This is a genomic window from Nitrospira sp. Ecomares 2.1, assembly GCF_965152585.1.
Map to the genome: position 1 here is coordinate 334,863 of NZ_OZ224219.1, position 13,517 is coordinate 348,379.

A 13,517-nucleotide genomic window follows, 5' to 3' on the forward strand; every position below is an offset into this window, starting at 1 on the left:
AGCAGGCGCGACAGAGATTATTCCTCCGAAAAGCCCCTGTTGGTAGATTTCTCGGTTGGTGACCCCGAGGGATGACCATCAGACTTCTTTTATCCCCGAATCCCTTCTTGCCAATATTTTTCCCCTTCATCTTTCCTCCTAAATCCCCTGGGAATTGACGCAGACTCAGTTGTGGACCTTGATGTTGACAGGCCATTCTGACGTTTTTGCCAAAATTTCACAGTGTTCTTGCCGTTTTCTCAAGTGGCCTGTCAAAAATGCCGAGAATAATCTTCTCTGCTCTCTTGGGGGGTGGAGGCACCTTCCAGTCACTAGAGGAAGGATGAGTGTCGTACCCAGAAAAGTAGATCGAATCAATTTAGACCAATGCGTACCAATCAGTCTTGAATCCTCAGGTTTCATTGATTGCAGAGAAATTGAGGTGAGGAGGGGCGGTAAACGTGGAGGAGCAGATCATGAAACTGATCAATGTTTTACTTGTGGCAGTGGCGTGTACGGGTGTGGTCGGGTGTGTGAGTCAGCAATCACATGAACGTGCTCTTCAAGAATACGAAAAGAGCCAAGAGTCCACCGCCGTGGAACTTGAACGGTTGCAGCAGGCTGTTGAAGAGAAGCAAACTGAAGTCATGCAGCTTCAAGAAACCAAGATGGCCCTCGAGCATACCGTTGAGGTGCAAGATCAAATAAAAGAAGAACAACTAGCCGCGGTTCAACAAGAAGTCGAAGCGCTGTATACCCAAATCCGGAAACTCGGAAACACGGAAGGAGTCGGTTCTCTCCCGGATCATCTTTTCGGGGGAGAGCCGGTGGATTTCCAAGATTTGAGGGCAGCACTTTCAAGGATCAGGTCGGGTTTGGATGGGCAAATTGGCCAGGTGTCTCACCTTCGTGAAGAGAATAGTCTGTTGGAGAAGGAGCTTTCGGCTTTGGAAGCTAGGCTCAAGGAAGTGGAACGGTTAAAACATGAGTTGGAATTGGTCAAAAAAGCTCGAGAGGCTCAGGAAGCGCAACTGGCGAAGGTCAAGTATGAAGTGCTCACAGTAGGAGAAGAGATCGATCGCATTACCAAAGCGCTTGAGGACAAATTTGGCAAAAGTCTTGTGGTGACTCAACACCATGATCGGTTGGTGTTGACCATGCTGGGTCAAGTCCTCTTTGAATCCGGTGAGGCGGATTTGACTCCTCTGGGGCTTACAATCATGAAACAGGTGGGCCAGGTGTTAGCGACCTTGCCAGGGAAAAACATCCAAGTTGAAGGCCACACGGACAACCACCGCATTTATGGACAGCTGCAAAAACAATATCCCACGAATTGGGAACTTTCAACCGCCCGGGCTACCACGGTATTGCGGTATCTGATTGAGCAAACCGGCATGGATCCCAACCAATTCTCAGCGACGGGCTATGCGGATAGGCGACCGGTGATGACCAATGAGACCGAGGAGGGGAGAGCGCAAAATCGTCGTGTGGAAATTGTTCTGTACCCGGAACGGGTCGTTCAGGGTAATGAAACTGTTGCAACGCTGGCCCGGTAATACAAGCCGGGAACCACAATAGTCGATATGGCTTCAGAAGTGGTGCTTCTGAGCCTTCACATCCCTTTTCTCCTCCCTGCGGAGTCGTTGGTCAGCCTTGCAGCAGAGATGGAGCTTCTTCTCCCCTGCCACTATCGGATCTTTCCAACAATTAATGCACTGCCGGTTCTGTGGGATTGCCGGAGCTACTCGGGCTATGATGTTGGAGGAGTCCGGTGTCGTAGAGATATGCTGTCGCCGGATCTAATAAAAAATACACGGCAAACAGACCGACGCTCGCCATGGTCAACGTATAGGGAAGCGCCATCCAGACCATTTTCCCATATGATAAACGGATAACCGGAGCGAGTGAAGAGGTTAATAAAAATAAAAATGCGGCCTGTCCGTTTGGCGTCGCCACACTGGGAATATTCGTGCCGGTATTGATGGCAACGGCCAAAAGGTCAAATTGGTCACGGGTAATGGTGCCCGCCTGGTAGGCGCGGAGCACTTCCTGGACATAAACCGTCGCAACAAAGACATTGTCGCTGATGGCCGAAAGAATGCCATTGGCCAGATAAAACATGCCGATTTGATGCGATCCCTCCAAGCTTAATCCATAGCCGATAATGCCCGAAAACAGGTTCTGGTCCTGGATCACGGCCACAATGGCGAAAAAAACCACGAGGAGCGCCGTGAAGGGAAGCGCTTCCTTGAACGCTTCTCCAAGTTGATGCTCATCGATAATCCCGTTAAAGGCGGTAATGAACACGATCACCGTGAGACCGATGATTCCGACCTCTGCCAGATGAAAGGCTAAGGCAAAAATCAACCAAATGCCCGCAATCGCTTGAATAATAAGCTTCGCCGTGTCCGCGGAATCTCGTCGTTTCTGTTGCTCGGTTTCGAATTCCACCAAAATGAGGCGAACGGGATCCGGGAGTTGAAAGCCATAATCAAACCATCGTAATTTTTCCACCATGATGCAGGTAAACAATCCCGTGGCCAGGACCGGGAGCGTCACGGGGGCCATGCGCAAAAAGAACTCCAGAAATTCCCAGCCCGCTTTGTCCGCGATTAATAAATTTTGGGGTTCCCCTACAAGAGTACAGACTCCACCTAATGCGGTACCAACTGCTCCGTGCATTAATAAATTGCGAAGGAAGCCTCGGAAATTGTCTAAATTTTCCCTGTGAAGAGAGTCGATCTCATGATCGCTTGTGGAATCATGAGAGGTCTGCGACGATTTGCCGGAGGCCACCCGGTGGTAAATGTTATAGAACCCCAACGCGACGGCAATGATGACTGCTGTGACCGTCAAGGCATCGAGGAATGCCGAAAGAAAGGCACCCATGATGGAAAACAAGAGTCCCAACAAAACTTTTGAGCGGACGCCCAATAAAATTTTGGTAAACAGAAACAGGAGTAAATCTTTCATGAAGTAGATCCCGGCCACCATGAAAATCAATAGCAGGATCACTTGAAAATTATTGAGTGCTTCATGATAGACCGTTGCCGGAGTGGTCATCCCCAATAAGACAGCTTCAAGTGCGAGCAAGCCACCGGGTTGTAGCGGATAACTTTTGAGAGCCAGGGCTAAGGTAAAGATAAATTCCAGTATGAGCACCCACCCGGTGTAAAAGGAACCAATGCTCATCAATAAGATGGGATTGAGAATTAAAAATCCCAGGATAGTCAACTTGTACCAGGTTGGAGTGTGGTTCAAGAAATTCTGTATGAGCGCCTGAGGAACTGTCGTTTTCATTTCAGTTAGGTGACCTTTCGGACCGGTGGTCCCGGATGGAGTCTGACTCATTAATCCAATATCACTATGGTCAATTCGTTGGGTAGTGATCTCTTTCGTATCCAGGCCTTTAATAGGGCGGATGGAGTGAGGAGTTCAGCATATACAATGAAGGCTTTTTCAGAAACAGGGAAGGCGACATTGTTAAAAAACCTACCTTAGGAGGGTTCCGGATTTTTAGACAGAACTTCCGTGGGAGGGGTATCGAACGGATGGGTGGATCCGCCGATATGAGCTGCGTGGCGTAATGCATCCAACCGAAGAGGGTATCGATGCTCGGGTGGGACCTGATCCAGCACCCCGAGTCCTTTGAGGACTCGAGCCACTCCTGGACGCATACCCACGAAAAAAACATGCTGCTGATGAGTTTTCACCATCAGGAGCATATCTTCGATGGCTAATGCAGCGGTTCCGTCAATAGACGGCACCGATGTGAGATCAAGAACCACGCTGGAAAAAGAATTGAACCCTTTCACAGATTCTAACCGACGAACCATGTCCTTTGCCGATCCGAAACTCATCGGCCCATTCACATGAATCATGATAATGCGCTCGCAGTTTCGATCGAGGATGCGTTGCTCCTCTTTTAACAGTGGTGTTTCGTTCGAGGCACCAGTGATCACACTGAGATTTTCAAGTTCCAGGTCGGCCATGCGCTTCACGAACATTACACTGGCCAAGACCACGCCAATTCCCACAGCGGTGATGAGGTCTACTAAAACAGTAACCAACAAGACCACGATCATCACCAGAACTTCGGTTCGTGGAGCTTGCACCATATGTTTCAGAAATCGCCAATCGATAATATCGAATCCGACTTTGATAAGCAGGCCGGCGAGGACTGCAAGTGGAATTTTTTCGGCCAGAGGACCCAAGCCAAGCAACGTACCTAGGAGGACGACCGCCATAAACATGCCAGAGATAGGCGTACGGCCTCCAGTGCGAATGTTCGCCACAGATCTCATGGTGGCGCCGGCTCCAGGAAGGCCTCCGAAAAATCCCGCAGCCATATTCCCAATGCCTTGGCCGATCAATTCCCGATTGGAGTCATGTTGGGTCCGCGTCATGTTGTCACAGACGAGAGAAGTCAGCAGGCTATCAATTGTTCCCAATAATGCCAGGACAAGGGCTTCCTCAACCATGAGTAAGAGTGTACTGGTATGCATGGTTGGCCAAATTAGCGTGGGAAATCCTGAAGGAATGTCTCCGATTACCGGAAGGGTCGGGAAGAACATCTCACCGACAGTCGTTCCAACGATGAGAGCCAGCAACACCGGAGGAAGACGTTTGCCGATAGAGGCAGGAGTGAGATACACAATGGCTAGTGTGAGAGAACCCACCAACATGGCGGGAAGAGAAAAAGATGCGAGGTACTCGGGCATCGCCATGAGGTTGGCCACGACTTTGGACTTCGCTTCCAGTCCGAGAAAGGGTGCAACCTGAAGAATGAGAATAATTCCTCCGATGCCGCTCATGAATCCTGAAATAACAGGATAAGGGACCAAGGTGATATAACGACCAAACCCCATCAATCCAAATAAGACTTGAAATCCACCTCCGAGAATGACGGCCGTAAATGCCACTGCCGGTTCATCGGCAAAGTTCAAGATGATGCCGGCCATTACCACGGTCATCGGACCGGTCGGTCCTGAGGCCTGTGCAGGCGTCCCGCCGAAGAGCGCTGCGAAAAACCCCACAAAGATAGCCCCATAGAGGCCGGCTATGGCACCGAGTCCGGATGTCACTCCAAAGGCCAGGGCTAGGGGTAGAGCCACGACCGCTGCCACTAATCCACCATACAGGTCTCCCCGTATGTTATTGAAATGAAGGCCGTGAACCCAGGAAAGTATTGGAAAGGTAGCTGCCATTTTTTAGGAGGGAGGCCGTAGGGTTCGATGATGGGTCACAAATGCTACCAGGAAAAGAAATGTTACGTGTATGTCGTTGGGTATCAAGGAATCAGGCCGAAAAGTGATTCTTGTGAACCTCGATTATCCATTGAGACCTGGCTTGGTGGTCCGTTGGATGAATTGGCCAATTTGAAGACCAATGGATGCAAACATGGCCAACAGTTCTTTGTCGGGTTTTTGGATATCCCGGTGAAAAAATTCGATGACTCCAAGAATTTCGTTTCCCGATTTAATGGGAAAGGCGAATCCGGAATGGAGACCTTCATGTGCGGCAGCGTCAGCGCGCGGAAAATTCGGGTCGGACACTACATCTGTGACCCAGGATGGTTCGCCGCCTTTCCAAACCCGGCCGGGTAATCCCACCCCTCGTGCAAGCGTGATTGCATGGGATGCCTGCCGAAAGGCTTCCAGATTTAAGTGAGGGGAATGCCAGACATTGAGGCAACGTAAGACCTGTTGTGAGGAATCGAGTATCCAAATAGCTCCGAGATCCCATCCTAAATTTTCACCAATGGCTTCCAGAATAAGGGAAGCAGCCTGAGTCATTCCAGCCGATTCGGCGAGAACATTGGTTAAGCCGTGATGGGTGGCCAGTCGACGTTCTTTATGCTCCCGTTCGATACCCTGGCCAATTTGAAATCCGATATTCGCAAGTCTTTGAAGCAACATATCATCTGCTTCCTCAGGGAATGGCGAGAAAAATTCGAGAACCGCTCTCGTATTCCCAGCTAGGCAAATGGGAATGGCGAATCCGGCGTGAAGTCCCACTGCCAGCGCTGCCTGGTTTCTAGGGTCTTTGGGATAGTCGGCAAGGTCCTTGATCCACAGGGGGCTTCGATTGTCCCACACCTGCCCAGCCAATCCTACAGCTGGCGTGAGCGCCCAACCGGAGTTTGATGATGACATCGCTTGGGCTTGAGGAGAGTCCTGTGGCCAAATGACGGCGGCTCCCAGAGCCTGCCGTTGATAGTCCATTCGCCAGAGGATGCCCACCCTCCAATCCAGCGTGTGGCAAATGGCTTTGAGAATTTGAGGATATGTCTCTGAAATGCTGGACGCGGTCGTCAAGATGTCTGCGATGGCATCGTGCAAGGCCAAGCGTCGCTCCGCACGCTTACGGTCAGTGATATCAATGCCAAATCCAATGAGGCCAGGTTGGTCGCCTTCCAATTTGCACAGACAATTTAAAAACCACCAGGGCTTCCCCTGCAAAATGCCATTGCTCTCATAAAATACCGAATTGGCAAGAGTTCCTTCCTTGATTTCGCTTTTTATCCGATCAGGTGGTTCTAATGGAATTCGTCCAATGGCGGTAAGTTCCTTTAATCCGAAACGAGTCAGGCCGCGACCGAAGGAATCATGCATGACCCCTTCCTGATCGATTCGAAATGCCACGGCCGGCATATTTGATAAAATGCCTGTTAGCATGGAACTTTGATCGCGAGTTGCCGCATCAGCCTCTCTTACCTGCATGGCTAATAGAGCGGTGGACCAAATGGCAAATAAGGCTATGGAGCGATTGATCATGCCAATCCAAGGTTCTGTCCCGGCTGGGGATAAACCGTAACCCACGATTGTTAAGACCGTACACAAGCCGGCAAGACGCAAAGAGTCATTTTTTTCTGGTGACCGAAGGCCAATTAATACCACGGCAACATAGGGGACACCTTCCGCAATTCCAGTAGGAAGGAAAAAGTCCACGACGAAAACTACACTGGCCACCATGAGGGCAAGCGATAAGATTTGTCCCCGATTATTTTGAGGACGTTCCCCCGAGCTTTGAAGAGTCAGCGGACTTGGCATAGAGTAATGGTAGTATTCATGAAAATACGGAAAATTAGAGAAATTATCCCCAGCATTCAGTCTCAATACCTCGACCCTACGATACGAAAAGGACGCCACAGAGTGCAAGAGGAATCAGCGGGAATTGATTGCCCGGGCCGTCCGTGGGGAGAGCATCCTATTGATTGGAGGCATTCTCTGATCTGCAGAGGATCTGTTCGGGAATAGGCAAAGTCTAGAAGTGGATCCCAAGGCTCGACGGCTTTTTTCCTCTTATGCGAAGAGGACAAACTGAGGTAGGATAATTTTTACGCGTATGAGTTCCACATCTCCTCAGGTCCATATCTATCACGTTGCCGGGTTGGATGACCGTGATCGCGGGTTTAGTCGACAAATCCAGGTTCTTCCCCGTGAAGGAGGATTTCAGGCCAGACTCCGCTATGAATCGCTTCAGATAGATGTCGACCCCGTGCCTACCGAAGACCAGGTCCTGCTAGGTCTCATTCACCTGTTGCATGATAGAGGCTATCGGCAATTACGAACCCAACGTATCTTTATTGGTGAACAGTATCTTGGGAATCAGGAGATGTGGGTGGAATATCCCGATCCCGAAGCTCCTCCTGAAACGAGGAACACCTGGGTGGCCTGGCTTCGCCGAATCCTTGGTCGTTCTTCTTCACCATCGTAGGGCTCCTTGAATCACATAATATCGCAAGATCAGGTTTTGTGAGTGAGGACGGGATCGCGAGACATACCTTGGAGTGATTATCAGGATCCGGCCAGAGAGTTCAGGGCTCCGACTCGGGATTCTGCGGGAGAAGCTGAGGGAAAGTAGCTGATAATTCGACGAGGATTGAGGCATTCCCTAATTCTGGGAGAAAGGTCAACCGGTCGAATGGCACTGACAATAGAGAGGGATTCATCCTCTTCGGACAGATTCAGAATAATCGGTTCATTTGAAGAGTTTGATTCATCATAGACGAGGATGACGGGCCTTAGCCGATTCGCGAGATTCACGCTGGTGACAATCCCAATCTTCTGATTACTCAAGTTGACCAGTGAGCCTGGAGGGTAGACACCCAGTTGGCTGATTAATGAGACGACCGCGTCTTGCCATAGTGTGTGTCGACATTTCACGTATAAATAGGAGAGGGCCTCTGAGGGAACGAGGGATTTGGTTGGATCCGGGTGATGACATAGTTCATCGTATTCATCCACCACCATGACAATTTTGGCGAACATGCTGATTTGCGGGTCTTTTTTCCCTGCTGGGAATCCAGACCCATTGAGGCGTTCATGGTGCCGGCAAATCACGTCAATTGCTTCATAGGGGAAATTAGGCAATTTCTCGACCATCTCTACCCCGAATTTCGGATGAGTACTCAAAAAGTTTTTCCGTTCGAAAGCAGACATCGACCCTTTTCGTAATAATTGCTCTGCAGAAAACCTGAGTTCGCCTATATCATGAAACAGAGCCCCAAGCGCCAGTTTTTCAGCGTCTTCACGCGAAAATCCTAAGTCCTGCCCGACCATGAGAGACAATGAACACACGTTGAGGGCATGAAGAAAAAATTCCTCGTTCGGTTCGTTGGAACCGATCAGATTCAGTAGCGCTCTTGAGTTGTCAGCTATATCAAGAATCTCATAAAGCTCCCCCACAATTTTCTCTGCTGTCCGGAGTCCGCGAGGTCGGCCGGAGATCACGTCCTGCATGACCTGTTTGGCTTCTTGCACCACCTCCTGGAATTGTCCACCAACTGCTTGCAAATGTTCCTGGTAAACTTGGAAAGCTTCATGTTGTGCAATCTTCCGTTGAATAGGATTTTCAGGAACCGCATCTTCTTCTGAGGAATTGGTAGTGAGGTCGGCCTCAGATTCGTCCGAGGATTCTTCCCCCGGTTTCCTTATGTTGTTGACCTGAACCCGGTCTGGTTTTTCCGTGCAATTGGAATGAGCCATTTCCGGGTCTGAGCGGTCCGGATCGAAATACAATTTGACATTTGTGAGTTCACGAATGGTTTCAAGATCTTTCGTCAATTCGATTTTAAATGAATTGGTTGGGAATGGATGACTGAACCAGGATCCCTCGATCTTGATGTACAATCCCAGTCGAAGAGCGGTTGTATGAAGTGGAACGAAGGCCATGGTAGCTCCTTATTTCAGTCATTTGTCATGACTGGGCTGGTCTCACAGTTGATCCCCGGTTTTGTCCGTGGGCATGAGAAATCGCATGTGCGGGTTATTTGCGCCGTTGTAGGCCGTTTCCCTATTGAAATTGTGGCCACTGATATTTGTCGGAAGGAATGAGCCAGGAATTAAGGGGAAGTTCGGAAAATGTGTGGGAAATAGAGGAAAGGGGAGTGCAATCGAAGATGTTGGGTGAGTCAGTATGGGTGTCCCCTCTATGAGGCGGTAGTGCCGATCAATCACTCTGGGCTGCTAGAGAATTTTGAGCGATGCCCTGATTGCTTTATTCCTGTTCCCGACCACGTTACAACGGAATCCCATTCGCTCCGGTATAAAAACCTCAAAATGTAAAGAAAGTCTGGAAAAAACTCATTGCCAGTCCCGTGGATGAAAACGTCATCACGCGCTTCACAATGATGAGGGGTATTATCGTTCTCCCCGAAGACTTAAAGGTTTGTCCGGGGTGGAGATCTGCGTTTTGGTCATGGACGTTAAGCTGGCAAATAATTTTTTTCTGATAGGAAAGAACTCCGGCTGGCCTTCTGTTAATTGTAAGAATCTACCAAAATATTTATTCGCTAACCGATTATTCCCCATTCGCTCATAGACATAGCCCATGTTCAAATGGATATGGGGCAAATCCGGTTGGAGTGCTTCGGCTTGCCGAAGTTCATGTACCGCAAGTTGGAAACTTCCCTGTTGTTGTGCCACCAGAGCTCGTTGAATCCATAATTGTGGGACTTTGTCGTTTCGTGCGAGGCCGCTCAGAAAATACTGATCGGCCTGATCGAGCTGACCTGTTCCCAAATACGCCGTTCCCATCCAAAACCATGGTTCCCAAGTGACGGGGGGATCATGGAAGAGTGGGGAGAGTATCGCCTGTGCCTCTTCGTATTTCCCGGTTTGAATGAGTTCTTGGACGTGATGAAGCCTATTGGCTGGAGATCGCTGAGCCGGGTCTGTGACCTGACCATTCTCCTGAGTCCCCTCATTTTTCAGAGGAAGGGCTATCGTATTACTAGGGATAGAAGGCTCGTCGTTAACAGGAGCTGTGGTGTTTGCAAACTCACCTAGGATGATTTTTTCTTCTTCTAAATCGACTTCCAACGGAATGGCAATATCTGTCTCATTGACGGATGTGGATTCGGCCAGGTCCGAATCTGATTGTTCTGTCTGGGCAACGATTGGGATAGGAGAGCTGGTCCCGGTTTTCTTCGGATCAGTGCTCTGGTGTTTCGGTGATGGGTCTGGTGTTTGTGGTGGCATCGAAAGGGACGTGGGCACGGTTTTCTGCTGTGGGTCATTGAATGTGGGGGTGACTACTGGTGTTTCAGGTGTGGAGGAGGCCGGAATTTCTCCTACGGGTGGTGTGAGGAGAGCATGTTTGACATTCAATGGAGAGGGCAGTTGCGATGAAATACTCTCTTGAGATGTGGGCGATTCCCCATCCGGTTCCTGGGTAGCTGATATTGGAAGGCTCTCAACTGGGTCAGCAGTTGGTATCTGCGAGGTTTCAAAAGAAACTGAATCAGCAGGCGGAGTCTCCGCTAGTGGAGAGAAGTTCGAAAGAGCCACATGCTGACTGGGAAAAGGGGAGGCCTCCGTTGGCATACCAAAGTCCAAATGCAAGCCGATCCAGTAGGCACCCAGACCTAGACTGCTCAATCCGATTGCCATGCCGATCCCGATCAACCAAAACTTTAATGGAGAGGGCCGGCGGTGCCAACCCGGCTCTCTTCTCACTCTAGCTGGAAGGACAAGGGTGGCGGCCTGTTGGGTCGTCTCAGTCCCTTCCCTTTTGGTCTGGGTCTGAAGTCGCTGGAGGGTGTCTGCAATGATACTCATGGTCCGTTGGTTTTCCGTGATCCTCTCACTAAGGGAGAAATTCCTTGGTTGCGCGCCAGATCATCATGGGAGTCACCGTATGTCGGCCTTGAGCATAAGCGGCTAACAGGGCACGGTCGCACAGTTGATTGATGCGGCGTGGGACTCCACGACTCCAAGCATAAATGAGCCAGAGAACTCCCACACCAAGATGAAATCGGTGTCCGGAATCGGCGATGTGCAGTCGGTGTCGGATGTACGCACGAGTCTCCTGCCAGGTAAATGACTCCAGGCGATAGCGTACGCTAATGCGCTGCCGCAATGGTCGAAAGGCCCGAGTCGCCAACTTTTGTTCCAGCTCCGGTTGTCCAACCAGCAGGAGACACATCAATTTATCTTTTTCGGTATCCAGATTGGAGAGAAGCCGAAGTCCTTCCAGGACTTTTCCACTGAGCCGGTGCGCTTCGTCCACCAACACGACGACCCGTTCTCCTTCCACGGCCAAACGGAGCAACAGCTTAGGCAGTTCCCGTTGTAAGGCCCCAAGGGACTGATCCTCAGGCAGTGTTCCGGTCAAATCTTCATAAATGGATACAAGTAAATCAGAATAGGACTGATCCGGATTCATGAGGTATGCAAACCGGACCCCGGTCGGCGGATGGCGAAGCAGGTGCCGGCACAACAGGGTTTTGCCGAGACCAACTTCTCCAGTCAGCATGGTGACTCCACCACTGGCGATACCAAATCTGAGGTGGTCCAGCGCTTCCAGATGGTGGCTGCCGGGGAAAAAGTAATCGGTATCCGGTGTCAGGCGAAATGGGGGTTCAGAAAACCCCAATTCCTGATAGCACAAGCTGAGATCTAACGTCGTCATTATGAGGCTCGAATAATTTTAGGGGAGAGAAAGATGACCAGCTCACTTTTCTTTTTAGCTGTGTACGTTCCCTTAAATAAGCGACCAAGATAGGGAATGTCACCTAAGAGAGGAACCTTGCGCTCGGTTTCTGAGCTTTCTTCTTGGATGAGTCCACCGATGATGACCATTTCTCCATCTTTCAATCGAACCAAACCGGAGGATTGCTTGACATCCAAAACCGGAGCAGTGGCTCCTCCGCCATCCCCCCTTTTAGCACCTGGCGATTCCCTAATTTCACGGAGTCGGGAAAGAATAGGAGTCACATCCAGCATAATCCATCCATCTTCGGAGATTTGGGGTGTAACGGAAAGGACCAAGCCTACCGTCACGGATCGCACCTGCTCAGTGACAATATTGCCACTCCCGGCAGTTCCTTGAGCAACGGTTGAGGAAAAAAAAGGTTCATCGGTGGCGACTTTAATTAAGGCCGGTTGGTTATTCATGGTGACCACGCGAGGTTGAGAGATCACACGAATGTCGCCCTGTTCTTGCAGGGCTTCGAGAACACCATCAAAACTCCCATCCTCGAAGGAAATAGTGGTCGTGGCAGCTTTCGCCATGAATCCTCCGAAGGGCGCGGTAATTATATTTGCGAGAGCAATGGCCCCATTTGTGCCATCAAAATTAATCCTGCTCCAATCAATGCCCAGACTGTACTGATCATCCAGGGCGACTTCATAAATCCGCACCTCGATCTCTACCTGTCGGTATAGGGCCTGGTGAACGCTTTTAAGGAAATCGTCAATTTCATCGACCCGTTTATACCGATCGGATATCTGAATAGTGCCTGAAAGACGATTGACCACGAGTCGTCCTTCTTCGGACATTAGAGTTTTAATTTGCATTTCCAATTCTTCCCAGAATTTTATTTCGTCCTCCTGGTTCACCGTGATTTGTCCGGTGTCTTGTGATGCGCCGCCTCCGCTCCCCCCGCTAGAACCGGAGCTGAGCTGCGCGCGGTTTTGTCCTGTTCCACTCCGAACGAGACGGATGTAATCGACGTTCAATGTTTTCGTTTTGAATTGCCTGACCTGGATCAGGTTCTGGTGGTGTTCCCAGTAATAGCCATGGGCTTCCAAAATGGCTGACATCGCCTGTTCCAAAGGCAGATGATGAAAATCCACCGTAATGGTGCCGGTGATGTCTGGCCCGGTCACAATATTTAAATGGTTGCTCCGAGCAAACAACGCCAACGCGTCGATGACAGGAAGATCTTGTGCGCGAAACGAATACAAGGGGCCCAAAGAAGGGGCAGGTGGGGGTGTCGGAGGCTTGGGGAGATCGCTGGTGAGCAACATACGATCCTCCAGGGAAAATGTGGCCCGAAGGTTGTTCACGGATGATGCCGCCAAATCTGAACTCAGGGAAAGGCTCTGTGAAGTCTGTGTGGTGTTGGCATCTGAGATTGACCGGTCTGCATCTGGATTGGCGATGGTGCATCCCCACAGGCTGAGCATGCCCAAAAGAGCCAGACTTTGAAAAACTCGTACGCCATAGGTGATGGATGCTCCGTTGGACGGTCGATTGGAAATAATGATCGTCTGAGGATTCACTATGGTGTTGTGTCGCATGTCGTCTTT

Annotated in this window: 9 protein-coding genes; 2 read left to right on the plus strand and 7 right to left on the minus strand. The window is 50.2% G+C overall.

Annotation, left to right across the window (positions count from 1 at the left end; all coding sequences use genetic code 11):
• Window positions 1–455 precede the first annotated feature (455 nt).
• The gene (locus ACWHYD_RS01530; RefSeq protein WP_447964185.1) at window positions 456–1,535 is read left to right on the plus strand and encodes an OmpA family protein; all 1,080 of its coding nucleotides are present in this window, start codon (window positions 456–458) and stop codon (window positions 1,533–1,535) included.
• Between the two features lie 151 nt (window positions 1,536–1,686).
• On the opposite strand, the gene nhaB is transcribed toward ACWHYD_RS01530, so the two are convergent.
• The 3 genes from nhaB to ACWHYD_RS01545 all read right to left on the minus strand — a co-directional run bounded on the left by nhaB (window position 1,687) and on the right by ACWHYD_RS01545 (window position 7,031).
• Window positions 1,687–3,279: a sodium/proton antiporter NhaB gene (gene nhaB / locus ACWHYD_RS01535; protein WP_447964186.1), complete on the minus strand. Its 1,593-nt coding sequence runs from the start codon at window positions 3,277–3,279 to the stop codon at window positions 1,687–1,689.
• Between the two features lie 197 nt (window positions 3,280–3,476).
• The gene (locus ACWHYD_RS01540; protein WP_447964187.1) at window positions 3,477–5,186 is read right to left on the minus strand and encodes a SulP family inorganic anion transporter; all 1,710 of its coding nucleotides are present in this window, start codon (window positions 5,184–5,186) and stop codon (window positions 3,477–3,479) included.
• Between the two features lie 123 nt (window positions 5,187–5,309).
• Window positions 5,310–7,031, minus strand: a complete 1,722-nt coding sequence (locus ACWHYD_RS01545) for a GAF domain-containing protein (RefSeq protein WP_447964188.1) — start codon at window positions 7,029–7,031, stop codon at window positions 5,310–5,312.
• A gap of 295 nt (window positions 7,032–7,326) precedes the next feature.
• Here ACWHYD_RS01545 and ACWHYD_RS01550 point away from each other — a divergent pair, with 295 nt between their 5' ends.
• On the plus strand, window positions 7,327–7,698 hold the full coding sequence (locus ACWHYD_RS01550; protein WP_447964189.1) for a hypothetical protein: 372 nt from the start codon (window positions 7,327–7,329) through the stop codon (window positions 7,696–7,698).
• Window positions 7,699–7,778: 80 nt separating this feature from the next.
• Here the strand turns inward: ACWHYD_RS01550 and ACWHYD_RS01555 are convergent, their stop codons facing one another.
• The 4 genes from ACWHYD_RS01555 to ACWHYD_RS01570 form a co-directional block, all read right to left on the minus strand.
• Window positions 7,779–9,155: an HD-GYP domain-containing protein gene (locus ACWHYD_RS01555; protein WP_447964190.1), complete on the minus strand. Its 1,377-nt coding sequence runs from the start codon at window positions 9,153–9,155 to the stop codon at window positions 7,779–7,781.
• A 468-nt stretch (window positions 9,156–9,623) separates the two neighbouring features.
• Window positions 9,624–11,042 carry a tetratricopeptide repeat protein gene (locus tag ACWHYD_RS01560; RefSeq protein ID WP_447964191.1) on the minus strand — a complete coding sequence of 473 codons (1,419 nt, stop codon included), beginning with the start codon at window positions 11,040–11,042 and terminating at the stop codon, window positions 9,624–9,626.
• A gap of 28 nt (window positions 11,043–11,070) precedes the next feature.
• On the minus strand, window positions 11,071–11,895 hold the full coding sequence (locus ACWHYD_RS01565) for an ExeA family protein (protein WP_447964192.1): 825 nt from the start codon (window positions 11,893–11,895) through the stop codon (window positions 11,071–11,073).
• Complete coding sequence (locus ACWHYD_RS01570; RefSeq protein ID WP_447964193.1) at window positions 11,895–13,508, minus strand: type II secretion system protein GspD; 1,614 nt, start codon at window positions 13,506–13,508, stop codon at window positions 11,895–11,897. Before ACWHYD_RS01570 ends, ACWHYD_RS01565 begins: the two co-directional genes overlap by 1 nt.
• Window positions 13,509–13,517: the final 9 nt, after the last annotated feature.